Origin of the sequence: Pseudomonas sp. St29 (assembly GCF_001547915.1) — a bacterium.
Taxonomy (GTDB): domain Bacteria; phylum Pseudomonadota; class Gammaproteobacteria; order Pseudomonadales; family Pseudomonadaceae; genus Aquipseudomonas.
The window spans coordinates 5,457,360-5,482,340 of record NZ_AP014628.1 but is presented as its reverse complement, the minus strand read 5'-3'; the positions used below and the strand labels follow the sequence as shown (position 1 = coordinate 5,482,340).

Genomic DNA, 24,981 nt, shown 5'->3' with positions numbered 1-24,981 from the left:
AATTTTTCGCTTTAATCACCGTTTCTGGAGTTACACCATGGCTGTTCAACGTACTTTCTCCATCATCAAGCCTGACGCTGTTGCAAAAAACGTTATCGGCAAGATCGTTTCCCGTTTTGAAGAAGCCGGCCTGCGCGTTGTAGCTTCGAAAATGAAGCAACTGTCCAAGGCTGAAGCTGAAGGCTTCTACGCTGAGCACAGCGAGCGTGGCTTCTTCGGCGAACTGGTTGCCTTCATGACTTCCGGTCCAGTTGTTGTTCAGGTTCTGGAAGGCGAAAACGCCATCGCTCGCAACCGTGAGCTGATGGGCGCTACCAACCCTAAAGAAGCTGCTGCCGGCACCATCCGTGCTGACTTCGCCGAGTCCATCGACGCCAACGCCGTTCACGGTTCGGACTCCGAAGCTGCCGCTGCTCGCGAAATCGCTTACTTCTTCGCAGCTACTGAAGTAACCGCTCGCTGAGTAAGGCTTGCGTGTGAGGGGTGAGACCATGACTACATCGATCGGCAAAACTAACCTGTTGGGGCTGACTCAACCGGAAATGGAGAAATTCTTCGACTCAATCGGGGAGAAGCGTTTCCGTGCCGGTCAGGTAATGAAATGGATTCACCACTTTGGCGTCGATGATTTCGACGCCATGACGAATGTCGGCAAGGCCTTGCGCGAAAAGCTCAAGGCCGTTGCCGAGATTCGCGGTCCGGAAGTGGTCAGCGAGGACATCTCCAGCGATGGCACCCGTAAATGGGTGGTGCGCGTGGCGTCCGGCAGCTGCGTCGAGACCGTGTACATTCCCCAGGGCAAGCGCGGCACGCTGTGCGTTTCGTCCCAGGCAGGCTGTGCCCTGGACTGCAGTTTCTGCTCCACCGGCAAGCAAGGCTTCAATAGCAACCTCACCGCCGCCGAAGTCATCGGCCAGGTGTGGATTGCCAACAAATCCTTTGGCAGCGTCCCGGCGACCGTCGACCGTGCCATCACCAACGTGGTGATGATGGGCATGGGTGAGCCGCTGCTGAACTTCGACAACGTCATCGCGGCCATGCACTTGATGATGGACGACCTGGGCTACGGCATTTCCAAGCGCCGGGTGACCCTGTCCACCTCCGGCGTGGTGCCGATGATCGATGAGCTGGCCAAGCACATCGACGTCTCCCTGGCGTTGTCGCTGCACGCACCCAACGATGCGCTGCGCAACCAGCTGGTACCGATCAACAAGAAGTACCCGCTGAAGATGCTTCTCGAGTCCTGCCAGCGCTACATGTCCGCCCTGGGCGAGAAGCGCGTGCTGACCATCGAGTACACCCTGCTCAAGGATGTCAACGACAAGCTGGAACACGCCGTTGAAATGATCGAGTTGCTCAAGGACGTTCCTTGCAAGATCAACCTGATTCCGTTCAACCCGTTCCCTCACTCCGGCTACGAACGTCCGAGCAACAATGCCATTCGCCGTTTCCAGGACCAGCTGCATCACGCCGGCTTCAATGTCACCGTGCGCACGACTCGCGGTGAGGACATTGACGCCGCCTGCGGGCAGTTGGTCGGGCAGGTGCTGGACCGCACCCGTCGCAGCGAACGCTATATCGCCGTGCGTGAGTTGAGCGCCGACGCCGATATGCCGCAAAGCGCTGCGACCCGTACCTGAGAGAGGAACTCCATGACCCTGCGCTTCGCGCTGCTCCTGCTCGTTGCCAGTCTCTGTGCTGGCTGTGTTCTGTCGGGTGATTCCAATCCGCTGAACACCAGCAAGGGCCGCGATGAGGCGCGTGCCGCCTATGTGCAACTGGGGCTGGGTTATCTGCAGCAAGGCATGAGCGAGCGCGCCAAGGTTCCGTTGCGCAAGGCTCTGGAACTGGCTCCTGCCGATGCCGATGCCAATGCCGCCCTGGCGTTGGTGTTCCAGGCCGAGATGGAGCCGGCGCTGGCCGACGAGCATTTTCGTCAGGCCCTGGCGGCCCGTCCGGACGATGCGCGAATCCTCAATAACTACGGCAGTTTCCTGTTCGAAGAAAAACGTTACAAAGAGGCCTATCAGCGTTTTGAGCAAGCCGCGGCTGATACTCTGTACCCCGAACGTTCCCGGGTGTTTGAAAGCCTCGGGATGACCGCTTCGAAGCTGGGCCAGCGTGAGCTGGCCCGGTTGCAACTGGAAAAAGCCCTGCGCTTGAATCACCAACAGCCCCGCGCGTTGCTGGAAATGGCTGAGTTGTCTTACGAAGACAGGCATTATGTGCCCGCCCGCGACTATTACGATCGTTTTAGCCTGCTCGACGCGCAAAATGCACGTAGTCTATTGCTCGGCGTTCGGCTGGCAACGGTGTTCGAAGATCGCGACAAGGCCGCCAGTTACGGTCTGCAACTAAAACGACTTTATCCCGGTACGCCGGAATATCAGCAATACCTGTCGGAGCAATGATGAAAGCGGCGCATCCCGAAGTTCAAGCAGTGACTCGCGTAAACCCCGGTGAGACCCTGCGTCAGGCCCGCGAAAGCAATGGTTGGTCGCTGGCAGAAGTGGCCCACAAGCTCAACCTCACCGTGAGCTCTCTGAGCAACCTGGAAGCCGGCGCTTTCGACAAGCTGCCAGGGCATACCTTTGCTCGCGGCTATATCCGCGCCTATGCCAAGTTGCTGGGCATGGATCAGGCGATCCTGGTTCAGGAGTTCGATCAATACACCGGTACCGACTCTCAAGGCAGCAACGTTCACGCCCTGGGACGGATCGAGGAACCGGTACGGGTTTCCCACACCATCCTGCGCATTGTCAGCTTGCTGCTGCTAGTGGCGGTGGTCGGTGGCGGCTTCATCTGGTGGCAGGATCAATCCTCCCAGCGTGGCAAGGAGCCAGTGTCCCTGAGCCCTGAGCACGTTGAGGTCGAAGGGGCCGACGGCACCACGCAGATCCATCCGATCGACGAGCCCGAAGACCAGGCGGTTGCCGAAGGTCAGAGCGAAGCCCTGGACAACGCCGCACAAGACCAGAACCAGGCGAGTGCCGAGGCGCCGGCCAATCCGCCAGTTCCTGCGGCCCCGGCTCCCGTTGTGACGCCTGCGGCACCGACCGCTCCTGTGCATGCCGCCCCAACCACCGCGCCTGTTGCCAGCGCACCGGTAGCTCCGGCTCCGGCCGCCGCGCCCGCTGTGCCGGCAAATGCTGGCAATGCCGCAGCGCCGAGCTCGCCGGTTGCCGGTTCGGGTCAGGTGCAGATCCAGTTCAGCGCCGATTGCTGGGCCCAGGTCATCGATGGCAACGGCAAGATTCTGCTCAGCGCCCTCAAGCGCAAGGGCGAGAACGTTGATGTCAGCGGCAAGCCACCTTTTGCCGTGCGTCTGGGTTATGCCCGTGGCGCACAAATCACTTACAACGGTCAGGCGGTGGATATCGCCCCGTTCACCAGTGGCGAGACTGCTCGCCTGAAGTTAGGTCAATAAGTCATGCACGGCGAATCTCCAATCAAACGTCGCGGGTCCCGCAAGATCTGGGTCGGCTCGGTACCGGTCGGCGGCGATGCGCCGATCGCGGTGCAGAGCATGACCAACAGCGACACCAACGACGTAGCGGCAACCGTCGCCCAGATCAACCGCCTGGAAGCTGCCGGTGTCGACATCGTGCGGGTTTCGGTGCCGGACATGGACGCCGCCGAGGCGTTCGGCCGGATCAAGCAGCAGGTCAAGGTGCCCCTGGTGGCCGACATTCACTTCGACTACAAGATCGCTTTGCGCGTGGCCGAGCTGGGTGTCGATTGCCTGCGGATCAACCCCGGCAACATCGGTCGCGAAGACCGGGTTCGCGCCGTGGTGGACGCCGCTCGCGATCGCGGGATCCCGATCCGTATCGGGGTCAACGCCGGCTCCTTGGAAAAGGACCTGCAGAAGAAGTACGGCGAGCCGACTCCGGCTGCGCTGGTCGAGTCGGCACTGCGTCATGTCGAGCACCTCGAACGCCTGAATTTCCAGGACTTCAAGGTCAGCGTTAAGGCTTCCGACGTGTTCATGGCGGTCGAAGCCTACCGTTTGCTGGCCAAGGAAATCATTCAACCCTTGCACCTGGGCATCACTGAAGCCGGTGGATTGCGTTCAGGCACGGTGAAATCCGCTGTCGGCCTCGGTATGCTGCTGGCCGAAGGGATTGGCGATACCATTCGCATCTCGTTGGCGGCCGACCCGGTCGAGGAAGTGAAGGTCGGCTACGACATTCTCAAGTCCCTGCACCTGCGTTCCCGTGGCATCAACTTCATCGCCTGCCCGAGCTGCTCGCGGCAGAATTTCGATGTGGTGAAAACCATGAACGAGCTGGAAGGGCGCCTTGAAGACCTGCTGGTGCCGTTGGATGTCGCGGTGATCGGTTGCGTGGTCAACGGCCCGGGTGAAGCCAAAGAGGCGCACATCGGTCTGACCGGCGGTACGCCAAACCTGATCTACATCGACGGCAAGCCGGCACAGAAACTGACCAATGACAATCTGGTGGACGAGCTCGAAAAGCTGATCCGGCAGAAGGCGGCCGAAAAGGTCGAAGCCGACGCAGCGCTGATCGCTCGCGGCTAACCGAACGTATTTAAGGATTTTTTGTGAGCAAGTCTCTGCAAGCCATTCGTGGCATGAATGACATCCTGCCCGAGCAGACGCCCCTGTGGCGTTATTTCGAGGGTACCGTGGCGCGTCTGCTGGATAACTACGGTTACAAGCAGATCCGCATGCCGATCGTCGAGTTCACCGAGCTGTTCAAGCGCTCCATCGGTGAAGTGACCGACATCGTCGAAAAAGAGATGTACACCTTCGAAGACCGCAACGGCGACTCCCTGACCTTGCGTCCGGAAGGCACCGCGGCTTGCGTTCGCGCGGCCCTGGAGCATGGCCTGACCGGTGCTGGCCAGGTGCAGAAACTGTGGTACATCGGCCCGATGTTCCGTCACGAGCGTCCACAGAAAGGCCGTTATCGCCAGTTCCACCAGATCGGTCTGGAGGTGTTCAACCTCGACGGTCCGGATATCGACGCCGAGCTGATCGTGCTGACCTGGCGCCTGTGGGGCGAGCTGGGCATCCGTGATGCGGTGAAGCTCGAACTCAACAGCCTGGGCACTTCCGAAGCACGTGCCCGCTATCGCGATGCCCTGGTGGAATTCCTCTCGGCCCGTCACGACAAGCTGGACGAAGACAGCCAGCGTCGCCTGAAGAGCAACCCGCTGCGGGTTCTGGACACCAAGGATCCAGGCACCCAGGCCGTACTGGTGGACGCGCCGAAGCTGGCCGACTACCTCGATGAAGAATCCCGGGTTCACTTCGAGGGCCTCAAGGCTCGCCTGGATGCCGCCGGGATTCCTTATGTGATCAACCCGAAGCTGGTCCGCGGCCTGGATTACTACAGCAAGACCGTTTTCGAATGGGTGACCGACAAGCTCGGTGCCCAGGGCACCGTCTGCGCGGGTGGCCGTTATGACGGCCTGGTGGAGCAGATGGGCGGCAAGCCGACCTCGGGCGTGGGTTTCGCCATGGGTATCGAGCGTCTGGTGCTGATGCTGGAAACCCTGGAGCAGGTGCCGGAGTCGATTTCCCGCCAGGTGGATGTCTACCTCTGCGCCTTTGGCGAGGCTGCCGAATTGGCGGGGCTGGCCCTGAGCGAGCGGGTACGCGACCAGTTGCCCAACCTGCGCCTGCAGGTCAACGCCGGTGGCGGCAGCTTCAAGAGCCAATTCAAGAAGGCCGACAAGAGCGGTGCGTTGTACGCGCTGATCCTCGGTGACGACGAGCTGGCCCAGCAAGTGGTAGGTTTCAAACCCCTGCGTGGCCAGGGCGAACAACAAAGCATTGCCTGGGATGCGCTCGCGGCGCACCTGGCCACCTGCGTCGTGCAGGGTTGAAGCTGTCAAACAGCCGAATTAGCGAATAAGGAGTATTGGGGTGTCGAGTACCGAAGACGAACAGCTGGCGGAATTGAAAGACTGGTGGCAGCGCAACGGCAAACCTCTGGTGACCGGCGGTCTGCTGGCTCTGGTCATCGTGTTTGGCTGGCAGGCCTGGCACAAGTATCAGAACAATCAGTCGCAAGGCGCTTCGGTGCTCTATCAGCAACTGCTGGAAACCACGCTGACACCGGATGGCAAGCCTGATGCCGCCCGCGTTGCGGACCTGGCCGGCAAGCTCAACAGCGAGTTCGGCGGCACCGCCTACGCGCAGTACGGCAGTCTGTTCGTCGCCAAGGTGGCGGTCGACACCGGCAAGCTGGATGATGCAGCGGCGCAACTGAAGGCCATCGCCGACAAGCCTGCGAACCCGACCTTGGGTGAAGTGGCGCGTCAGCGCCTGGCCCAGGTGCTGGCGGCGCAGAACAAGGCCGACGAAGCCCTGAAACTGCTCGACGGCGATGCCGACAAGGCCTTCCTGGCAACCCGTGAAGAGCTCAAGGGCGATCTGCTGGTGCAGTTGGGCCGTGTCGATGAAGCTCATGCGGCATATCAAAAAGCCAAGGCAGCGCTCTCGGATGAAGCGGCGGTCGGTGGCTTACAAATCAAGCTGGACGACCTGGCCAAAGGGGATGCATGACGTGATCCGTTGGAAACATGCAGCATTGCTGGCTCTGGCCTTGTTGGCCGCGGGTTGCAGCAGCAACAGCAAGAAAGAACTGCCGCCGGCTGAGCTGGTCGACTTCAAAGAAGAAGTGGTCCTGCAGAAGCAGTGGAGCCGTTCGATCGGTGACGGTCAGGGCGAAACCTACAACATGCTGGTACCGGCCATCGATGGTGACACCATCTATGCCGCCGACGTCACCGGTGTGGTGGTTTCCATGGATCGCATGAACGGCGACGTCAAATGGAAGAAAGATCTCGAACTGCCTGTTTCCGGCGCCGTGGGCGTGGGTTATGGCCTGGTCATGATCGGCACCCTGAAAGGCGAAGTGGTTGCCCTGGATGCTTCCAGCGGTGAAGAGAAGTGGCGTACCCGTGTGACCAGTGAAGTTCTGGCTCCGCCTGCCACCAACGGTGACGTGGTGGTGGTGCAGACTCAGGATGATCGGGTGATTGGCCTTGATGCCAGCACCGGTCATCAGATCTGGCTGTACGACAGCACCCCGGCGGTACTGACCCTGCGGGGCACCAGTGCTCCCTTGGCGACCAACCGTCTGGCCCTGGCCGGTCTTTCCACTGGCAAGGTGGTGGCCCTGGATATCCGCAACGGCGTGCCGGTGTGGGAGCAGCGCATCGCCATTCCACAAGGTCGTTCCGAACTGGATCGCGTAGTGGACATCGACGGCGGCCTGCTGCTGTCCGGCGGCACGCTGTATGTCGCCAGTTACCAGGGGCGTGTGGTTGCCCTGGACCTGGAGAGCGGTCGTCCGCTGTGGCAGCGTGATGCGTCCAGCTATGCCGGCGTGGCACAAGGTTTTGGCAGCGTCTATGTCAGCCTGTCCTCGGGCACCGTGGAAGGCGTGGACGAGCGTTCGACCACCGCCCTGTGGAGCAACGACTCCCTGGCTCGACGTCAACTGTCGGCACCGGAAGTCTTCTCCAGCTACGTGGCTGTAGGTGACCTGGAAGGTTACCTGCACCTGCTGAGCCAGGTGGACGGTCGTTTCGTCGGCCGTACGCGCATTGACAGCGATGGCCTGCGCGCCCGTCCGCTGGTGGTGGGCGACATGATTTATGTGTATGGCAACAGCGGCAAACTGGAAGCCCTGACCATCAAGTAATGGTTTGACTATGCTTGGGGTTGATTCCCCAAGCGGCCTTGTCTCGACAAGGTTCGCAGCACTTCAAGGTGCTGCCCCGAGCACCAGCCGCTGCCTCGCAGCGGCTTTTGTATTTTCGCAATTAACGCAGTGGAGAGCCGCATGGTTCCCGTAATCGCCCTGGTGGGCCGACCTAACGTCGGCAAGTCCACCTTGTTCAACCGCCTGACTCGGACTCGCGACGCCATTGTCGGCGACCTGTCCGGTCTGACCCGTGATCGCCAATACGGTGAGGCCAAGTGGCAAGGGCGTACCTATATTCTGATCGACACCGGTGGTATTTCCGGTGACGAGCATGGCATGGACGAAAAGATGGCCGAGCAGTCGCTGCTGGCCATTGAAGAAGCTGATGTGGTGTTGTTCCTGGTGGACGCCAAGGCCGGGTTTACCGCGGCCGACCAGATGATCGGCGAGCACCTGCGCAAACGTAACAAGACCTCCTACGTGATCGCCAACAAGGTCGACAACATCGACCCGGACATGGCCCGCGCCGAGTTCGCGCCATTGGGCATGGGCGATGCGATCCCGATCGCCGGTGCCCATGGCCGCGGCATCACCCAGATGCTGGAAATCGCCCTACGCGAATTCCCCAAGGATGACGCCGACGAGCCGGAGGAAGGTGAAGAAGAGATCGTCGCCGAAGGCGAGGAAGCCAAGCGCATTCCGGGCCCGAGCGAGAAGGACGGGATCAAGATCGCCATCATCGGGCGTCCCAACGTCGGCAAGTCGACCCTGGTCAACCGCATGCTCGGTGAAGATCGGGTCATCGTCTATGACCAGCCCGGCACCACCCGCGACAGCATCTACATCCCGTTCGAGCGCAACGACGAGAAGTACACGCTGATCGACACCGCCGGTGTGCGCAAGCGCGGCAAGATCCACGAGGAAGTCGAAAAGTTCTCGGTGGTCAAAACCCTGCAGGCGATCAAGGACGCCAACGTGGTGATCTTCGTCATGGACGCCCGCGAAGGCGTGGTGGATCACGACCTGAACCTGCTGGGCTTTGCCCTGGAAGCCGGTCGGGCCCTGGTGATTGCCCTGAACAAGTGGGACGGCATGCAGCCGAGCGAGCGCGACTACGTGAAGACCGAGCTGCAGCGGCGGTTGTTCTTCGTCGACTTCGCCGATATCCACTTCATCTCGGCACTGCACGGCACGGGCGTGGGCAACCTCTACCAGTCGGTGCAGAACTCGTTCAAGTCGGCGGTGACCCGCTGGCCGACCAGCCGCCTGACCCAGATTCTCGAAGACGCCGTTGGCGAGCATGCGCCGCCCATGGTCAACAACCGTCGGATCAAGTTGCGCTACGCCCACTTGGGCGGTGCCAACCCGCCGCTGATCGTGATTCACGGCAACCAGGTGGAGAAGGTACCCAAGTCCTACGTGCGTTACCTGGAAAACACCTACCGTCGGGTGCTGAAGCTGGTGGGCACGCCGATCCGTATCGAGTTCAAAGGTGGCGAGAACCCATACGAAGGCAACAAGAACACGCTCACCGACCGCCAGGTCAACAAGAAGCGTCGTTTGATGTCGCACCACAAGAAGGCCGACAAGAAGCGCCGCGACAAGCGCTAAACAGCAGCGGCAAGCTGCAAGGGACGAGCTGCAAGTGAGGGTAGGGAAGTCTTGCCGCTCGTGGCTTGCAGCTTGAAGCAGCGACTGAAGAAGGGGCCTTGGGGCCCCTTTTTTAATCGCCGCGCTTTGGGCTATTCTCGGGACCTCCCGCGCCGCCGTAGAGCCGGGTGTTCAGCAGGGAACCCTCATGATCACCAGTAAGCTGCCGCATGTCGGCACCACCATCTTCACGCAAATGTCCCAGCTCGCGGTGGAAACCGGAGCGCTCAACCTGTCCCAGGGCTTTCCTGATTTCGATGGTCCCCAGGCCTTGCGCGACGCGGTTGGCCGGCATATCGCCAATGGCCATAACCAATACGCCCCCATGACCGGTTTGCCGGCTCTGCGCCAACAGGTGGCGGCGAAAATCGCTCGCAGCTATGGCGTCGAGGTCAATGCCGACAGCGAAGTGACCATCACTCCTGGCGCGACCCAGGCCATTTTCTGTGCCATCCAGGCGGTGATTCAGCGTGGCGACGAGGTCATCGTTTTCGATCCCTGTTACGACAGTTATGAGCCGGCAGTGGAGCTGGCCGGTGGCCGCTGTGTGCATGTGCAGCTCGGGCTCGAGGACTTTGCCATCGACTGGCAGCAGCTTGGCCAAGCCTTGAGTCCGCGTACGCGGATGATCATCCTCAACACTCCCCACAACCCCAGTGGCGCCTTGATCAGCCGGGCCGAGCTGGAACAGCTGGCGGCGTTGATCCGTGATCGCGACATCTACCTGGTCAGCGACGAGGTGTATGAACATCTGGTATTCGACGGTGTGCCCCATGTCAGCGTATTGGCTCACGAGGAGCTGTATAAACGGGCCTTCGTCGTCAGTTCCTTCGGCAAGACTTACCACGTGACTGGCTGGAAGACGGGATATGTGGTTGCGCCACCGGCCCTGAGCGCCGAGCTGCGCAAGGTGCATCAATATGTCAGCTTCTGCGGCGTGACCCCTTTGCAGTACGCTCTGGCGGATTTCATGGCCCAGTGCCCGGAACATGTCGAGGAACTGCCGGCCTTCTATCAGGCCAAGCGTGATCTGTTCTGCGACTTGCTGAGCGCTTCGCGTTTCAGCTTCACCCGGGTGGCCGGTACTTACTTTCAACTGGTGGACTATGCGCAGATTCGTCCGGACTTGAATGACGTCGACATGGCGAAATGGATGACCCGCGAACATGGCGTGGCCGCCATTCCGGTGTCGGTGTTCTATCGGCAGCCGCCCCAGGGGCAGCGTCTGGTACGACTGTGTTTCGCCAAACGCGAGGAGACGCTGCGTCAGGCAGCGGAGAAACTATGCGTGATCTGAGTGCATTACCCGATCTGAATCTGGCGTTGATTCAGACCACCCTGGCCTGGCATGACCGCCAGGCCAACTTCGAACACTTTGAGCAGTTGCTGGAGCAGGCCCGCGGTGCCGATCTGATCATCCTGCCGGAGATGTTCACCACCGGATTTTCCATGGAGTCCAGCACCCTGGCGGAGGCTGAGAACGGTCCCACCAGCAAGTGGCTGCGCTGCCAGGCGAAGAAGCTCGATGCGGTGATCACGGGGAGCGTGATCATCCAGGCGGCGGATGGCAGCCACCGAAACCGCCTGTTGTGGGCACGCCCCGACGGTGAAGTCTGGCATTACGACAAGCGCCATCTGTTCCGCATGGCCGGCGAGCACAATCACTTCACTCCGGGCGAGCGCCAGGTGCAGTTCGAGCTCAAGGGCTGGCGCATTCGTCCGCTGATTTGCTACGACCTGCGCTTTCCGGTGTGGAGTCGCGATGCCCAGGACACCGATCTGCTGCTGTACACCGCCAATTGGCCGGGCGCCCGGCGCTTGCACTGGAACCGCCTGCTACCGGCCCGGGCCATTGAAAATCTTTGCTATGTGGCGGCGGTCAACCGGATCGGCACTGACGGCAAGGGCTTTGCCTACACCGGTGACAGCCAGGTGCTGGATTATCAGGGCGAAACCCTGCTTAGCGCCGGGGAAGCGGATGGGGTGTTTCAGGTGCGCCTGAATGCCGGCGAGCTGGCGGCCTACCGCGCACGCTTTCCAGCCAACCTCGATGCCGATACTTTCATCTTCACTTAGGGGCAGATCGCCGCACACTTTTTTACAGGTTGCCGATATCAAGCTTCAGGGACGAGCGCCGATAGGACGGACATCCAGGAGGAATCAGGCATGACCACCATCAACGCCAATGCCGTCAATCCTTATCCATTGTCCGCGCCGACAGTCGTGACCGGGGCAGCCGAAGACACCAGCCCGCTGGCGCCGGCGGCCCAGGGCAAGGATGGCGAGGACAAGGAGCTGCGGGTCAACTCTGCCGGTGCCGGCATCGATGCGGTGCAAGGTGGCGGCGATCCGGTGCAGCAGTTGCAGAAGCAGATCGAGCAGACCCAGAAGATTCTGCAGCAACAACAGGCGCAATTGGCCAGTACCGAGAAGGGGCAGGCCAGTGATGAACAGAAGGCCCAGCAGGTCATGGAGATTCAGGCGCAGATTGCCGTGACCAATAGCACTTTGCAGGTGTTGCAGGCCGCTTTGCTGCAAGCCATGTTCAGTGTCGATGTCCATGCCTGAACCCTGTGCCGCGCCCAATTAGCGTGGCAACGGATGCAAAAAGGCCCCGAGGAGCAGCGCTCCCCGGGGCCTTTTTGATCAGCGCTGTTTAAGCCGCCTTGGCTTCCTGCTCGCTCAGGGAGCGGTTCAGGGCACTGAACAGCGCCTTGAAGCTGGCCGTGGTGATGTTTTCGTCGATGCCCACGCCGTGGACCGCACGCTCACCGTTGACCCGCAGTTCGATGTAGGCCGCCGCCTTGGCATTGGTGCCAGCGCCGATGGCGTGTTCGTTGTAGTCCATGATCTCCACTGGCACCGGCAAGCCGGCCACCAGCGCTTCCAGGGCACCGTTGCCCTTGCCGCGCCAGTGCAGGTTGGTTTCGCCCTGGCCCTTGCTCGACACTTCCACTTCCACGGCGCTGTGGCCGTTCTCTTCCTGCAGGCGATGGCTGACCAGCGCGTACGGGGTGTTGGCCTGCAAGTACTCGCTGTGCAACAGCGCGTGGATCTGCTGGGCGGTCATTTCCAGGCCCAGGCGATCGGTTTCCCGCTGGACCACCTGGCTGAATTCGATCTGCATGCGGCGCGGCAAGCTGATGCCGTATTCCTGCTCCAGCAGGTAGGCGATACCGCCCTTGCCCGACTGACTGTTAACGCGGATCACCGCCTCGTAGCTGCGACCGATGTCGGCCGGGTCGATCGGCAAGTACGGCACTTCCCACAAGCCGTCGGCTTTCTGCTGGGCGAAGCCCTTGCGAATCGCGTCCTGGTGGGAGCCGGAGAAGGCGGTGTGGACCAGGTCACCGACATATGGGTGACGTGGGTGCACGGCAATCTGGTTGCACTCTTCCACCACTTTGCGCACGCCGTCGATGTCGGAAAAGTCCAGCTCCGGATCGACGCCCTGGGTATAGAGGTTCAAGGCCACGGTGACCAGGTCGACGTTGCCAGTACGCTCGCCGTTGCCGAACAGGCAGCCTTCCACACGGTCGGCGCCGGCCATCAGGCCCAGCTCGGTGGCGGCTACGCCAGTGCCACGGTCGTTGTGGGTGTGCAGGCTGATGAGCACGCTGTCGCGACGGTTGATGTGGCGGCAGAACCACTCGATCTGGTCGGCGTAGATGTTCGGTGTTGCCACTTCAACGGTGGCCGGCAGGTTGAGGATCACCTTGTTGGTCGGCGTCGCGTTCCAGACTTCCACCACGGCGTCACAGACTTCCTTGGCGAACTCCAGTTCGGTGGCGCTGAAGGTCTCTGGCGAGTACTCGAACTGCCACTGGGTTTCCGGCTGCTGAGCGGCGTATTTGACGAACAGCTTGGCGGCGTTCACCGCGATTTCCTTCACGCCGGCCTTGTCCTGGTTGAAGACGATGCGGCGGAACGACGGGCTGGTGGCGTTGTACAGGTGGACGATGGCTTTCTTCGCCCCGCGCAAGGACTCGAAGGTGCGGGCAATCAGGTCTTCGCGGGCCTGGGTCAATACCTGGATGGTGGTGTCGTCCGGGATATGGCCGCCTTCGATCAGGGTGCGCACGAAATCAAAGTCGGTTTGCGAAGCGGCGGGGAACGACGCCTCGATTTCCTTCACGCCAACAGCTACCAGGGTTTTCCAGAAACGCAGCTTCTTGACCGCATCCATCGGCTCGATCAGCGACTGGTTGCCATCACGCAAGTCTGAGCTGCACCAGATCGGCGCGCGGGTGATGGTCTTCGACGGCCAGGTGCGGTCCGGCAAGTTGATGGTCGGAAACGCGCGGTACTTGGAGGATGGGTCTTTGAGCATGGTCATGGAGAAATCCTTATGGTCCGGGCCGAAAAGAGGCGGCCTGCCGGTGAGTCAAGAGTGCAGTGTTGACGCAGGGGGATGAGGCACCGCGATTCAGCCTGGCAGTCGTGCGCTGACGAGGCAGAGGCTCCGGTGTTGACGACGCTGAATGAGGGTGTGAGAGGTTTTCATGCGCTCAACCCTAACCACTGAGATGAGAGATGGCAAGCAGTCGAAAAAAATTGAGAGGAATACTCGAAATTGAAGCTATATCGAGATTTTATGCTGGCTATTCTTGTAAAGAATATCAACGATTGCGCAGTCGTCCTGGCCTGCGCAATCCTCGTGGGACCGACTTGTCGGCGGTCAGGCCCGGGGATCAGGGTTGAAACGCCCCGATAAAAATCGCCGGATCGACCCGGGCATCGTTCAGGCTGACGTTCCAGTGCATATGCGGGCCGGTGGCGCGTCCAGTCGAACCCACCTTGCCCACCACTGCTGCGCGAGCCAGCGACTGGCCGACTTTCACATCGATCTTCGACATGTGGCAGAACATGCTGATAAAGCCCTGGCCGTGGTCGACGAACACCGTGTTGCCGTTGAAGAAGTAGTTGCCGATCAGGATCACCTTGCCGGCTGCCGGAGTCTTGATCGGCGTGCCTGCCGGTACGGCAAAGTCCAGCCCGGCGTGAGGATTGCGCTCCTCGCCATTGAAGAACCGGCGCACGCCGAACTTGCTCGACAGCGGTCCGTTAACCGGTTTGTCCAGCAGCAGGTTGCTCGGGGTGTTGGGGCTGAAGCTGCGGTAGGCGCGGATCTGCTCTGCCAGTTCTCCATCGATGCGCTTGAGGTCCGCCGGGTTCGGATTGACCTGGCGCTGGTTCTTCAAGGTGATGTGCTGCTCGGGGTATTTCTTGCTGCCCACCACGAAACTCAGGCTCCGGTTGCCGGCGCTGATCTGTTGAGGACCGGGCTTGACCGTCAGTGGGATGCCGACGATCGCCAGCCAGTTGTTCTGCTCCTTGACCACCAGCACGGGTTTGCCTTGATAGCTGGCCTTGGGCGCCTGGGCGGCGTTGCCCAGGTCGACCACCGCGACGCCACCGGGCACAGGCTTGTTCAACAGGCGGGTGATGTAGCTGTCGGCGTGAGCATTCAAGGCCAGGCACAGCAACAGCAGGGAGCAGAGAAAGCGTGGCATGGATCAATCCAGTAGAGAGAGGGTGACAGGCGTCAGGTGGTTGTCTTCGACCCGCACTTGCAACTCGCCTTCACCCAGGCGGGCAGTGAGGCGCTGGCCGTTGCGGGTCTGGGCGGCGTTGCGGATGGCCTGGCCACGATCGTCCAGCAGGATGCTGTAGCCGCGGCCCAGGGTGGCCAGGGGGCTGACCACATGCAGGGTCTGCATCTGGCTGTGCAATTGCAGGCGCCGGGCCTTGAGACCTTCGCGCATGGCGCGGGGCAGCCGTTCGGCCAGGCTGTCCAGGCGCTGGCGCAGCAGTGCCAGTTGCCGACCCGGATGCTGGGCGCCGAGGCGGGTTTCCAGGCGGATCAAGCGTTCGCGCCGGGTATTGAGGCTGCGTTCGAAGGCCCGGCGCAGGCGCATGTCCAGGTCATCCAGGCGCTGTGCTTGCTGGCGCAGGCGTTCGCCGGGATGGCGCAGGCGTCGGGCCAGGCCGTCCAGGCGCAGGCGGTCGCGCATCAGCCGGTCGCGGATGCGCATCACCAGGCGCCGATGCAGGCTGTCGATGCGGCGTTGCAGGTCGCTGGAATCAGGGGCCAGCAGTTCGGCGGCGGCGGAAGGCGTGGGGGCACGAACGTCGGCCACGAAATCGCTGATGGACACGTCGGTTTCATGGCCGACGGCGCTGACGATCGGCGTCACGCAGGCATCCACTGCCCGCGCCACAGCTTCTTCGTTGAAGCACCAGAGGTCTTCCAGCGAGCCGCCACCACGGGCCAGGATCAGCGCGTCAAAACCCCGGGCATCGGCCAGTTGCAAGGCGCGGACGATCTGCGCCGTGGCCTCGCGGCCCTGCACGGCCGTGGGAATCAGGGTCAGTTCAACCTGCGGCGCCCGGCGGCGGAACACGCTGATGATGTCGCGGATCACCGCGCCGGTAGGGGAACTGATGATGCCGATGCGTTGCGGATGAGTGGGCAGCGGCACCTTGCGCTCGGCGCTGAACAGGCCTTCGGCGCTGAGCTTTTCCTTGAGTGCATCGAAGGCCAGGCGCAGGGCGCCGTCACCGGCTGGCTCCACGGTGTCGAGGATCAGCTGATAGTCGCCGCGGCCCTCGAACAGCGAGACCTTGCCCCGGACCTTGACCGCCAGGCCATCCTTCAGGGCCTGGCGGACCCGCGCGGCATTCTGCCGGAACAGCGCGCAACGCACCTGGGCGCCGCTGTCCTTGAGGGTGAAGTAGACATGGCCGGAAGCCGGGCGAGCGAGGTTGGAGATCTCGCCTTCGACCCAGATGTTGCTGAACACGTCCTCGAGCAGCACCCGGGCGTGGCCGTTGAGCTGGGTGACAGTGAGGACCTCGCGGTCCAGGCCGAGTCGTGCAAAGGGATCTTTAATCATGGGGCGCAGTTTAAGGGGCTGTCAGTCCACGGAACAACGCAATTCGATTGCCAATGATTGCGCAGCTGTTCGACAAACTGCGCCACCAGCGGTGTGGGGTCTTGTCGATAGGCGAGGGCGACGGTGCTCTGGCAATCGCTATCGGCCAGAGGCAGGAAACGCACGCTGGTCGGGGCGATGTCCTGCATCGATTCGGGCAGCAGGGCGATGCCGAAACCGGCCTGGATCAACTGCAGTTGAGTGGTCTTGCGTGACATCACTCGCGCGGCCTTGGGAAAGAATCCCTGGCGCATGCACAACTGTGCCGACAGATAGCTCAAGCCCCCGCGCTGGGGATGGGGGATGGAGATAAAGGCTTCGTTGCGCAGTTGCGCCAGCTCCACCCCCCGGGCCGGTGGATCAAGGGCCAGAGGATGCTGTGGCGGCAAGGCCAGGAGCAGCGGTTCGCTGAACAGGGGCACGATTTGCACGCCCTCCCGCTGGCGCAGTACCGGCATGCGCAGCAGGCCAGCATCCAGCCGGCCTTCGGCGAGCTCCTGCAACTGCGCCTCGGACGACAGCTTGACGATGTCCATCGAGGCTCCGGGGCACGCCTGCAGATACTCGCTGATGCCCCTCAGCAGGCGACCGCTCATGGGCACGGTGCTTGAATGACTCAGGCGCAGCGTGCCCAGTTGCCCCTGGCCGACCTGGGTGGCCAGCTCCGCGGCCTTGTGCAGTTCGCTCAGCAGGTTGCGGGCCTTGGGCAGGAAGGCTTCACCGGCGGCAGTCAGCCGAGGCTGGCGGGCGGTGCGTTGGAACAGTGGGGTTTGCAGTTGGCCTTCCAGTTCCTTGATCTGCCGGCTGAGGGCCGACTGGGCAACGAACAGGCGTTCTGCCGCAGCGCTGAAGCTACCGCTCTCGGCAATTTCGACGAAATAGCGCAGTTGACGGGTTGAAATCACAAGACATGCCTTTTTGCGATGGGTTGAAGGCTTTGACGATATTAGTCGCAAGGCTCGCCGCTGGCTAAAGTCATTGCTGATCCAGTTGGGGAAGTCGCAGTGATGAGCGTGATCATCGAGGGGTTGAGTCAGTGGTCGTTTGGTCCGGGAGCCTGGTTGGCGATCGGCCTGGGCATCGCGCTGGCGTACATCGTGTTTGGCATTGCCGGTTTCGGCACGGCGCTGGTGGCGGGACCGGTGCTGATCCTGTTCATGCCGTTGTCGAAGATCGTGCCGCTGCTGGTGCTGCTCGACTTTGTCGCGGCCTTCGGCAACCTGTTGCCATCGCGCAAGGACGTGGCCAGGCCCGAGCTGTTGCGGCTGTTGCCTTGCATGGCGCTGGGCTGCACCTTGGGGGTGATTTTCCTGCTCAACCTCAAGTCCGATCTGCTGCTTCTATTGATGGGGCTGTTTATCAGTGCCTACGCCATCTACAGCTTGTGGGTGAAGGTGCGCCCGGCTCAGCTGGCGGCCGGCTGGGCGGTGCCGATGGGAATAGTGGGCGGAATGTTTGGCGCGCTGTTCGGCAGTGGCGGCTTTCTATATGCCATTTACCTGAACAGCCGTTTGCCCAAGGACCCGGCCCGGGCCACTCAAAGTGCGTTGATCAGTTGTAGCACCGTGGTGCGTCTGAGCCTGTTCGCCCTGGCCGGGGTGTATGCCGAGTGGCCGCTGCTGCTGTTGGCCGGCTGCCTGTTGCCAGCGATGGCGTTGGGCTTGTGGGTCGGGCGGCGCTTGACCATGAAGTTGTCTCGGGAGGCCTTTGTCCGCCTGGTGACCTGGCTGGTGCTGGCCAGTGGTTTTGCCTTGATCGGGCGCTACCTGAGCACTTGACCTGCCGGGGGCAGGGATTAAGCTGCGGGCCTTTAAATTCGTTCGCCGGCACGCCGGCTCCTACAATTGATGCCAGGAGCCGGTTTGCCGGCGAACGCGTTCGTACTGTCCCGCACGTTTCAGGTTATCCATGAACTCGCAAAGCATCCTCGTCCCGAAAATCTCCACCCTGCCGGTGCACGAGCCCCGGGCCCGGGCCATCGTGCGCTGGCTGGTGCGCAAGAACATCGTCGAGGAAACCCTGAGCACCTGCGGGCGTACCGGCAATCGCATGGGCCATGCGATTGCGTCGGGGGCACGGGACGTGGTGCTGCGGCCAGAGGCGCTGCCTTTCGGCGAGCCGATCAATGGCCTGGAGATCATCACCAAGCGCTGCATCTATACCCCGGCCAAGGGCTTCCTCGAAGAAGCCGGCTGCGCCGAATGCCGCCAGGAAATCGGCGAGGCGCTGTTCGAGAGCCTGGAAGACTGGATGCCGGGGCGGACCGATAACTTCACCTGTCCCGAGTGCGGTCATGAAGATGACATCAACGGCTTCCTGTTTCTTCAGGAATGCGGCTTTTCCAACTTGGGCTTTATCTTCAACAACTGGGCCGAAGCGGGTTTCAAACAGAGTTTTATCGACGAGTTCGCCGACTGGCTGGATCAACCGATAAGTTGGGTCAAGGTCGAGTTGTAGCGCGCGGATATCTCCATCTATCACTCCAGCGATATTAGACAGAGTTTTACATTGAGCCCGGGTAGGTGTCTGAGTATAATGGCGCGCTTCCATTTTCCCGCCCGGGAGCCCCCGCGATGCTGCGTATCAGCCAAGAAGCCCTCACCTTCGACGACATCCTCTTAGTGCCCGGTTATTCCGAAGTACTGCCTAATGAAGTCAGTCTAAAGACCCGTTTGACCCGTGGCATCGAGCTGAATATTCCACTGGTTTCCGCCGCCATGGACACCGTCACTGAAGCCCGTCTGGCAATCGCCATGGCTCAGGAAGGCGGCATCGGCATCATCCACAAGAACATGACCATCGAGCAGCAAGCTGCCGAAGTGCGCAAGGTCAAGCGTTTCGAAGCCGGTGTGGTCAAAGACCCCATCACCATCGAAGCCGACGCCACCGTGCGTGATCTGCTCGAGCTGACCAACATGCACAACATCTCCGGTGTGCCCGTGCTGCACAACGGCGACCTGGTGGGCATCGTGACTTCCCGCGACGTGCGTTTCGAAAGCCGTCTGGACGTCAGCGTTCGCGAAGTGATGACGCCTAAAGAGCGTCTGGTCACCGTCAAGGAAGGCGCCGACAAGACCGCCGTCCGCGAGCTGCTGCACAAGCACCGCATCGAGCGCGTACTGATCGTCGACGACGCCTTCGCCCTCAAGGGCATGATGACCGTCAACGACATCGAAAAAGCCAAGGCCTACCCGCTGGCCAGCAAGGACGACCAAGGTCGCCTGCGCGTCGGCGCTGCGGTCGGCACGGGTAAGGACACCGGCGATCGCGTTGCCGCGCTGGTCAACGCCGGTGTCGACGTGGTGGTGGTGGATACCGCCCACGGTCACTCCAAAGGCGTGATCGACCGCGTTCGCTGGGTCAAGGAGAACTTCCCTGAGGTCCAGGTGATCGGCGGCAACATCGCCACTGGCGCTGCAGCCAAGGCCCTGGCCGAAGCCGGCGCCGACGCGGTCAAGGTCGGTATCGGCCCTGGCTCGATCTGCACCACCCGTATCGTTGCCGGTGTCGGCGTGCCGCAAATCAGCGCGATCGCCAATGTTGCAGCGGCCCTGGTCGGCACGGGCGTTCCCCTGATCGCCGACGGCGGTATCCGTTTCTCCGGTGACCTGTCCAAGGCCATCGTGGCCGGTGCCTCCTGCGTGATGATGGGTTCGATGTTCGCCGGTACCGAAGAGGCGCCGGGCGAGATCGAACTGTTCCAGGGTCGTTCCTACAAGGCTTACCGTGGCATGGGTTCCCTGGGCGCCATGTCCCAGGCCCAGGGCTCTTCCGACCGCTACTTCCAGGACTCCTCCGCGGGTGCCGAGAAGCTGGTGCCGGAAGGTATCGAAGGTCGTGTGCCGTACAAGGGCACCCTGACCGCGATCATCCATCAGCTGATGGGTGGCCTGCGTTCTTCCATGGGCTACACCGGTAGCGCCAACATCGAAGAAATGCGCACCAAGCCGGAGTTTGTCCGCATCACCGGCGCCGGCATGGCTGAATCCCACGTCCACGACGTGCAGATCACCAAGGAAGCGCCAAACTATCGCGTAGGTTGATAGTGATCGCCTCCAGGTCCAGGCCCGGAGGCGATCGACGAATTTAGTAACCGGGGCTGTGTTTTTCAGCCCCGTGTCGTTTCTGAAATTAGACGAGACTGACCATGGCCCTCGACATTCACGCCCACCGCATTCTGATCCTCGACTTCGGTTCCCAGTACACCCAACTGATCGCCCGCCGCGTGCGTGAAATCGGGGTCTACTGCGAACTGCATCCGTTCGACATGGACGACGAAGCGATCCGCGAATTCGCTCCCAAAGGCGTCATCCTCGCCGGCGGCCCCGAGTCCGTGCACGAAGCCAACAGCCCTCGCTGCCCGCAAGCGGTGTTCGATCTGGGCGTCCCAGTCTTCGGCATCTGCTACGGCATGCAGACCATGGCCGAGCAAATGGGTGGCAAGGTCGAAGGTTCCGAACTGCGCGAATTCGGTTACGCCCGGGTTGACGTGGTGGGCAAGAGCCGCCTGCTGGACGGCATCGAAGACCACGTCGACGCCGACGGCCTGTTCGGTCTCGACGTGTGGATGAGCCACGGTGACAAGGTCACCAAGATGCCCAAGGATTTCCACATCCTGGCCAGCACCCCGAGCTGCCCGATTGCCGGCATGTTCAACGATGACCTGCGCTACTACGGCGTGCAGTTCCACCCGGAAGTGACCCACACCAAGCAGGGCGGCCGCATCCTGTCGCGCTTCATCCTCGACATCTGCGGCTGTGAAGCGCTGTGGACCCCGTCGAAGATCGCCGAAGACGCCATTGCCCAGATCCGTGCCCAGGTTGGCACCGACAACGTCCTGCTGGGCCTGTCCGGCGGTGTCGACTCCTCGGTGGTGGCGGCCCTGCTGCACAAGGCCATCGGCGACCAGCTGACCTGCGTTTTCGTCGACAACGGCCTGCTGCGCCTGCACGAAGGCGAGCAAGTGATGGCCATGTTCGCCGAGAACATGGGCGTCAAGGTGATCCGCGCCAATGCCGAGGAGCAGTTCCTCAGCAACCTGGCCGGTGAATCCGACCCGGAGAAGAAGCGCAAGATCATCGGCCGCACCTTCATCGACGTGTTCGATGCCGAATCCTGCAAGCTGGAAAACATCAAGTACCTGGCCCAGGGCACCATCTACCCGGACGTGATCGAGTCGGCTGGCGCGAAAAGCGGCAAGGCCCACGTGATCAAGTCGCACCACAACGTGGGCGGCCTGCCGGAAGAAATGAACCTCAAGCTGGTTGAACCGCTGCGTGAGCTGTTCAAGGACGAAGTCCGCCGTCTGGGCCTGGAGCTGGGCCTGCCGTACGACATGGTCTACCGTCACCCGTTCCCGGGCCCGGGCCTGGGCGTGCGCATCCTCGGTGAAGTGAAGAAGGAATACGCCGACCTGCTGCGTCGCGCCGACCACATCTTCATCGAAGAACTGCGCAAGGCCGACTGGTACCACAAAGTCAGCCAGGCATTCGTCGTGTTCCAGCCGGTGAAATCGGTGGGCGTGGTGGGCGATGGCCGTCGTTACGCCTGGGTCGTGGCCCTGCGCGCCGTGGAAACCATCGACTTCATGACCGCACGTTGGGCACACCTGCCTTACGAGCTGCTGGAAACCGTCAGCGGCCGGATCATCAACGAAATCGAAGGCATCTCCCGCGTCACCTACGACGTGTCGAGCAAGCCGCCGGCCACCATCGAGTGGGAATGATCCCGCGTCCGGCACTGCCCGGCACGATCTAGCAAAAAATGCCATGGAGCCCGCGTAATTGCGGGCTTTTGGCTTTTTGGGTCTGGCAAATTCGGGTAGCGTTCTGCATCGCCAAGCACGGTGTTTGTGTGGCATGGTACGGGGTATTGACTGCATCTAATGCCATGCATGACGCTCAATACCATGTCCTTTGCCTCAGTGTCGGCATGGTATCGAGTTGGCCTAAAGGCCCGGTTTTACTGGGGATAGACCTCATTTTTCCGCGCTTTTCAGAGCATGGTATTTTTTCATGGAAATAGTGGAAGCCATGCTCACCGATACCAAGCTTCGAAATCTCAAGTCCCAGGACAAGCTCTACAAGGTGATTGACCGTGACGGCTTGTACGTGGCCGTCACCCCAGCCGGCTCAATCTCCTTTCGCTACAACTACTCCATCAACGGCCGGCAGGAGACCATCACCTTCGGTCGTTACGGCTTAGGGGGGATCACTCTGGCAGAGGCTCGCGAGCGGCTAGGGGAGGCGAAGAAGATGGTCGCCGCTGGCAAGTCTCCAGCTAAGGAAAAAGCGCGTGCGAAGGCGCGCACGAAGGGTGCTGAGACTTTTGACGCTTGGGCTGAAAAGTGGCTGCGCGGTTACCAGATGGCGGACTCGACGCGAGACATGCGTCGATCAGTCTACGAGCGTGAGTTGAAGCCGAAATTTGGCAATCAGAAGCTGGTCGAAATCACCCATGAGGATCTGCGTGCGCTGACGGATGCCATAGTGGAGCGGGGTGCCCCTGCAACCGCCGTCCACTCACGGGAGATCGTGCTGCAAGTCTTCCGTTGGGCCATTGAGCGTGGCCAGAAGGTTGAAAACCCTGCCGATCTGGTAAGGCCTGCCAGCATCGCGAAATTTGAGCCGCGCGACCGTGCGTTGACGCCCGATGAAATTGCGCTGATGTACCAGTACATGGACAGAATCGGCACTGCGACTTCGGTTCGCGCAGCGGCCAAACTCCTACTGCTGACAATGGTGCGCAAGAGCGAATTGACCAACGCGACGTGGAGTGAGATCAATTTCAGCGAGGCGCTGTGGACGATCCCCAAAGAGCGGATGAAGCGTCGTAACCCTCATTTGGTGTTTCTGTCCCAGCAGGCATTAGATTTCTTCATCGCGTTGAAAACCTTGGCAGGAGGTTCGGACTACGTTTTGCCGTCACGCTACGACTCTGATTTGCCAATGAGTGCGGCCACGATCAACCAGGTACTGACGCTGACCTATCGTCTTGCTGAAAAGGAGGGCGTGCCTCTAGGTAAATTCGGTCCCCACGATCTACGCCGCACGGCCAGCACGCTGTTGCATGAGGCGGGATACAACTCCGATTGGATCGAGAAGTGCCTTGCGCACGAGCAGAAAGGTGTGCGCGCCGTTTACAACAAGGCCGAGTACCGTGATCAGCGCCGAGCGATGCTCCAAGACTGGGCGGATATGATCGACGAGTGGACGCACAAGAAACCTCGGAAGACAAATGGGTAACTTGCATGATCACCCCTCATTTTAGCTAATCGCATGATGGGAAATTGCCCAGCACTTGGCGAGCGGTTTTCATCAATGCTGGCCAGCTATTTGGATTCGCACCAAGCGCACGCATGGCTAAGAGGCGTAAGCAGCTATGTACGACTGGCAGCAACCGGCCAGAGGTCGCCCTTATAATCCCTCTGGGAGACCAAGGGCGATTTAGGCAAATCGTTTAACCGGTCCAGGCCCTCCCTATGTCCTCTATCCATTCAACCAGTCGGTTTGGTAGCGTTTATTTCGCCTTCGAGCCTCCCCTCGATGCAGCGTTCTACTTTTTCATATATTCGCAAAAGTTTTTTTGCAGCATAAATAAGCGCATTCCTATCACTTGTGAATGAGGCAGACTGCGCGCCTAGACTAATTTCGATTCCTTTGATTGTCGTGGAATCTGCCTCTCCTTCATTTACCCCTAAGTTGTGCACCGTGTTTCGTTGCTTGCGATAGAAATTTAAAAAATTTCTTGTTTCTACGATGTCTAAATCACAGTCGCGACACTTGGACAGGACGTACTCGATTTTTTCCGCACCAGATAGATAAAAATTTATATTTTTTATTTTCTTTAAAATGGATGATCTTTTTGATTCGTCCGTGCAGGAAGAGTAAAGGCATATATATTTAACAAGCTCTTTCTCTTTTCTCTCGAGTCGATCTTTGGGGGCGATTTTGTCATATAGCAGTCCAATATATTTTTCGAAAACCGAGTATGTTCCAACCTTGAAGTCTAAAAAGGCAGAGCCTATGATGAAGTCTGTTTTATTGGAGAAGAGATCCGGCAAGTCTGCTTTGGCAAACTCTAATCTTTTAAAATGCCTTTTCTCGTAGTTGTCCTCAATCGCTTGATCCAGAATGCTAGTGAGCGGGCCTCTATTGGGGAGGGATGCAGAGATTTCTTCATTGATAAAGTATGTTAATATTGAATCTACTTGATCTGACATTGCAGTGTAAAAGTTGCTGTAGCTATCCCCGTTTGCTGCTCCTTTACGTAGCTCGGAAAAGTGACCTTTAATAAGGCATTCACCCTTCAGTATTAAGAGGTTATAGATTCTTTTGTTGCTATTCTTATCGGGTCCGAAAATTTGCGCGCTCATTTTAGTCCTTTATGTTCAAGGAATAGTGGAAAGGTAGGTCGTACTGTATGTGGCTGCCCTAACCGCCATTCTCCGTCGCACTCAAGTAGGGTTGGGTGACAGTCGCAGCGAGATTGAATACTTGGTCTGGATTGCGCTCGAACGGCTTTTTTCCGCAAGAGTAAGTTCCTTTAGCTTCGTTCTTATACTGTCGAACAGAGTTCGAAGACATTCGATATACCAAGAAGTCATCTGTATACCTGCTCGAACGAAGCAAGCTGGTCTTGCCCAGCACAACAAGCACATGGTCGTACATGTCCGGGTTTCCCAGGTCTATATTTGTGCGTGTGCAAGATCCGTG

Annotated in this window: 22 protein-coding genes; 17 read left to right on the top strand and 5 right to left on the bottom strand. The window is 60.3% G+C overall.

Annotated elements, in window-relative coordinates; genetic code table 11:
* Positions 1-37: 37 nt before the first annotated feature.
* The 12 genes from ndk to PST29_RS24205 all read left to right on the top strand — a co-directional run bounded on the left by ndk (position 38) and on the right by PST29_RS24205 (position 11,900).
* The gene (gene ndk / locus PST29_RS24260) at positions 38-463 is read left to right on the top strand and encodes a nucleoside-diphosphate kinase (RefSeq protein ID WP_025129556.1); all 426 of its coding nucleotides are present in this window, start codon (positions 38-40) and stop codon (positions 461-463) included.
* A 28-nt stretch (positions 464-491) separates the two neighbouring features.
* Positions 492-1,640 (top strand): 23S rRNA (adenine(2503)-C(2))-methyltransferase RlmN, encoded by a 1,149-nt coding sequence (rlmN, locus tag PST29_RS24255; protein WP_060840879.1) that lies wholly within the window; start codon positions 492-494, stop codon positions 1,638-1,640.
* A 12-nt stretch (positions 1,641-1,652) separates the two neighbouring features.
* The gene (gene pilW / locus PST29_RS24250; RefSeq protein ID WP_060840878.1) at positions 1,653-2,411 is read left to right on the top strand and encodes a type IV pilus biogenesis/stability protein PilW; all 759 of its coding nucleotides are present in this window, start codon (positions 1,653-1,655) and stop codon (positions 2,409-2,411) included.
* Positions 2,411-3,427 (top strand): RodZ domain-containing protein, encoded by a 1,017-nt coding sequence (locus tag PST29_RS24245; protein WP_060844528.1) that lies wholly within the window; start codon positions 2,411-2,413, stop codon positions 3,425-3,427. The genes pilW and PST29_RS24245 overlap by 1 nt, the downstream gene beginning before the upstream one ends.
* A gap of 3 nt (positions 3,428-3,430) precedes the next feature.
* Complete coding sequence (gene ispG / locus PST29_RS24240; protein WP_060844527.1) at positions 3,431-4,540, top strand: flavodoxin-dependent (E)-4-hydroxy-3-methylbut-2-enyl-diphosphate synthase; 1,110 nt, start codon at positions 3,431-3,433, stop codon at positions 4,538-4,540.
* Between the two features lie 23 nt (positions 4,541-4,563).
* Positions 4,564-5,853, top strand: a complete 1,290-nt coding sequence (gene hisS / locus PST29_RS24235; protein ID WP_060840876.1) for a histidine--tRNA ligase — start codon at positions 4,564-4,566, stop codon at positions 5,851-5,853.
* 40 nt (positions 5,854-5,893) lie between these two features.
* Positions 5,894-6,535 carry a tetratricopeptide repeat protein gene (locus tag PST29_RS24230; RefSeq protein ID WP_016968331.1) on the top strand — a complete coding sequence of 214 codons (642 nt, stop codon included), beginning with the start codon at positions 5,894-5,896 and terminating at the stop codon, positions 6,533-6,535.
* Positions 6,528-7,679: an outer membrane protein assembly factor BamB gene (bamB, locus tag PST29_RS24225; protein ID WP_060840875.1), complete on the top strand. Its 1,152-nt coding sequence runs from the start codon at positions 6,528-6,530 to the stop codon at positions 7,677-7,679. Before PST29_RS24230 ends, bamB begins: the two co-directional genes overlap by 8 nt.
* Before the next feature lie 141 nt (positions 7,680-7,820).
* Complete coding sequence (der, locus tag PST29_RS24220) at positions 7,821-9,293, top strand: ribosome biogenesis GTPase Der (protein WP_016968329.1); 1,473 nt, start codon at positions 7,821-7,823, stop codon at positions 9,291-9,293.
* A 187-nt stretch (positions 9,294-9,480) separates the two neighbouring features.
* Positions 9,481-10,629, top strand: a complete 1,149-nt coding sequence (locus tag PST29_RS24215) for a pyridoxal phosphate-dependent aminotransferase (RefSeq protein WP_060844526.1) — start codon at positions 9,481-9,483, stop codon at positions 10,627-10,629.
* Positions 10,617-11,408, top strand: a complete 792-nt coding sequence (locus PST29_RS24210; protein WP_060844525.1) for an amidohydrolase — start codon at positions 10,617-10,619, stop codon at positions 11,406-11,408. Before PST29_RS24215 ends, PST29_RS24210 begins: the two co-directional genes overlap by 13 nt.
* 90 nt (positions 11,409-11,498) lie before the next feature.
* Positions 11,499-11,900, top strand: a complete 402-nt coding sequence (locus PST29_RS24205; RefSeq protein ID WP_060844524.1) for a hypothetical protein — start codon at positions 11,499-11,501, stop codon at positions 11,898-11,900.
* Positions 11,901-11,988: 88 nt separating this feature from the next.
* On the opposite strand, the gene leuA is transcribed toward PST29_RS24205, so the two are convergent.
* From leuA to PST29_RS24185, 4 genes are all read right to left on the bottom strand, one after another.
* Entirely contained in the window at positions 11,989-13,668 is a 1,680-nt protein-coding gene (leuA, locus tag PST29_RS24200; protein ID WP_016968325.1) for a 2-isopropylmalate synthase, read from the bottom strand.
* A 355-nt stretch (positions 13,669-14,023) separates the two neighbouring features.
* The gene (locus tag PST29_RS24195; protein WP_060844523.1) at positions 14,024-14,845 is read right to left on the bottom strand and encodes a peptidoglycan DD-metalloendopeptidase family protein; all 822 of its coding nucleotides are present in this window, start codon (positions 14,843-14,845) and stop codon (positions 14,024-14,026) included.
* Between the two features lie 3 nt (positions 14,846-14,848).
* On the bottom strand, positions 14,849-16,228 hold the full coding sequence (gene xseA, locus PST29_RS24190) for an exodeoxyribonuclease VII large subunit (RefSeq protein ID WP_060844522.1): 1,380 nt from the start codon (positions 16,226-16,228) through the stop codon (positions 14,849-14,851).
* A complete protein-coding gene (locus PST29_RS24185) occupies positions 16,225-17,172 on the bottom strand; it encodes a LysR family transcriptional regulator (protein ID WP_060844521.1) in 948 nt (315 codons plus the stop codon). The genes xseA and PST29_RS24185 overlap by 4 nt, the downstream gene beginning before the upstream one ends.
* Positions 17,173-17,274: 102 nt before the next feature.
* Here PST29_RS24185 and PST29_RS24180 point away from each other — a divergent pair, with 102 nt between their 5' ends.
* The 5 genes from PST29_RS24180 (at position 17,275) to PST29_RS24160 (ending at position 23,511) form a co-directional block, all read left to right on the top strand.
* The gene (locus PST29_RS24180) at positions 17,275-18,045 is read left to right on the top strand and encodes a sulfite exporter TauE/SafE family protein (protein ID WP_060844520.1); all 771 of its coding nucleotides are present in this window, start codon (positions 17,275-17,277) and stop codon (positions 18,043-18,045) included.
* Between the two features lie 130 nt (positions 18,046-18,175).
* Positions 18,176-18,724: a hypothetical protein gene (locus PST29_RS24175; protein WP_060844519.1), complete on the top strand. Its 549-nt coding sequence runs from the start codon at positions 18,176-18,178 to the stop codon at positions 18,722-18,724.
* Between the two features lie 116 nt (positions 18,725-18,840).
* Complete coding sequence (gene guaB / locus PST29_RS24170; RefSeq protein ID WP_060840866.1) at positions 18,841-20,310, top strand: IMP dehydrogenase; 1,470 nt, start codon at positions 18,841-18,843, stop codon at positions 20,308-20,310.
* Positions 20,311-20,414: 104 nt separating this feature from the next.
* Positions 20,415-21,992, top strand: coding sequence for a glutamine-hydrolyzing GMP synthase (gene guaA / locus PST29_RS24165; RefSeq protein WP_060844518.1), 1,578 nt, complete (start codon positions 20,415-20,417; stop codon positions 21,990-21,992).
* A 307-nt stretch (positions 21,993-22,299) separates the two neighbouring features.
* Entirely contained in the window at positions 22,300-23,511 is a 1,212-nt protein-coding gene (locus tag PST29_RS24160; RefSeq protein ID WP_060845175.1) for a tyrosine-type recombinase/integrase, read from the top strand.
* 251 nt (positions 23,512-23,762) lie between these two features.
* On the opposite strand, the gene PST29_RS32005 is transcribed toward PST29_RS24160, so the two are convergent.
* On the bottom strand, positions 23,763-24,641 hold the full coding sequence (locus tag PST29_RS32005; protein ID WP_148659674.1) for a hypothetical protein: 879 nt from the start codon (positions 24,639-24,641) through the stop codon (positions 23,763-23,765).
* Positions 24,642-24,981 lie beyond the last annotated feature (340 nt).

Excerpts from the sequence above, each read along its gene's own strand:
- leuA (WP_016968325.1), bottom strand. The coding sequence starts at position 13,668 with ATGACCATGCTCAAAGACCCATCCTCCAAGTACCGCGCGTTTCCGACC.
- PST29_RS24195 (WP_060844523.1), bottom strand. The coding sequence starts at position 14,845 with ATGCCACGCTTTCTCTGCTCCCTGCTGTTGCTGTGCCTGGCCTTGAAT.
- rlmN (WP_060840879.1), top strand. The coding sequence starts at position 492 with ATGACTACATCGATCGGCAAAACTAACCTGTTGGGGCTGACTCAACCG.
- guaA (WP_060844518.1), top strand. The coding sequence starts at position 20,415 with ATGGCCCTCGACATTCACGCCCACCGCATTCTGATCCTCGACTTCGGT.
- bamB (WP_060840875.1), top strand. The coding sequence starts at position 6,528 with ATGCATGACGTGATCCGTTGGAAACATGCAGCATTGCTGGCTCTGGCC.
- guaB (WP_060840866.1), top strand. The coding sequence starts at position 18,841 with ATGCTGCGTATCAGCCAAGAAGCCCTCACCTTCGACGACATCCTCTTA.
- PST29_RS32005 (WP_148659674.1), bottom strand. The coding sequence starts at position 24,641 with ATGAGCGCGCAAATTTTCGGACCCGATAAGAATAGCAACAAAAGAATC.
- ispG (WP_060844527.1), top strand. The coding sequence starts at position 3,431 with ATGCACGGCGAATCTCCAATCAAACGTCGCGGGTCCCGCAAGATCTGG.
- ndk (WP_025129556.1), top strand. The coding sequence starts at position 38 with ATGGCTGTTCAACGTACTTTCTCCATCATCAAGCCTGACGCTGTTGCA.
- PST29_RS24205 (WP_060844524.1), top strand. The coding sequence starts at position 11,499 with ATGACCACCATCAACGCCAATGCCGTCAATCCTTATCCATTGTCCGCG.
- xseA (WP_060844522.1), bottom strand. The coding sequence starts at position 16,228 with ATGATTAAAGATCCCTTTGCACGACTCGGCCTGGACCGCGAGGTCCTC.
- PST29_RS24210 (WP_060844525.1), top strand. The coding sequence starts at position 10,617 with ATGCGTGATCTGAGTGCATTACCCGATCTGAATCTGGCGTTGATTCAG.
- PST29_RS24215 (WP_060844526.1), top strand. The coding sequence starts at position 9,481 with ATGATCACCAGTAAGCTGCCGCATGTCGGCACCACCATCTTCACGCAA.
- PST29_RS24160 (WP_060845175.1), top strand. The coding sequence starts at position 22,300 with ATGCTCACCGATACCAAGCTTCGAAATCTCAAGTCCCAGGACAAGCTC.
- PST29_RS24180 (WP_060844520.1), top strand. The coding sequence starts at position 17,275 with ATGAGCGTGATCATCGAGGGGTTGAGTCAGTGGTCGTTTGGTCCGGGA.
- pilW (WP_060840878.1), top strand. The coding sequence starts at position 1,653 with ATGACCCTGCGCTTCGCGCTGCTCCTGCTCGTTGCCAGTCTCTGTGCT.
- der (WP_016968329.1), top strand. The coding sequence starts at position 7,821 with ATGGTTCCCGTAATCGCCCTGGTGGGCCGACCTAACGTCGGCAAGTCC.
- PST29_RS24175 (WP_060844519.1), top strand. The coding sequence starts at position 18,176 with ATGAACTCGCAAAGCATCCTCGTCCCGAAAATCTCCACCCTGCCGGTG.
- PST29_RS24245 (WP_060844528.1), top strand. The coding sequence starts at position 2,411 with ATGAAAGCGGCGCATCCCGAAGTTCAAGCAGTGACTCGCGTAAACCCC.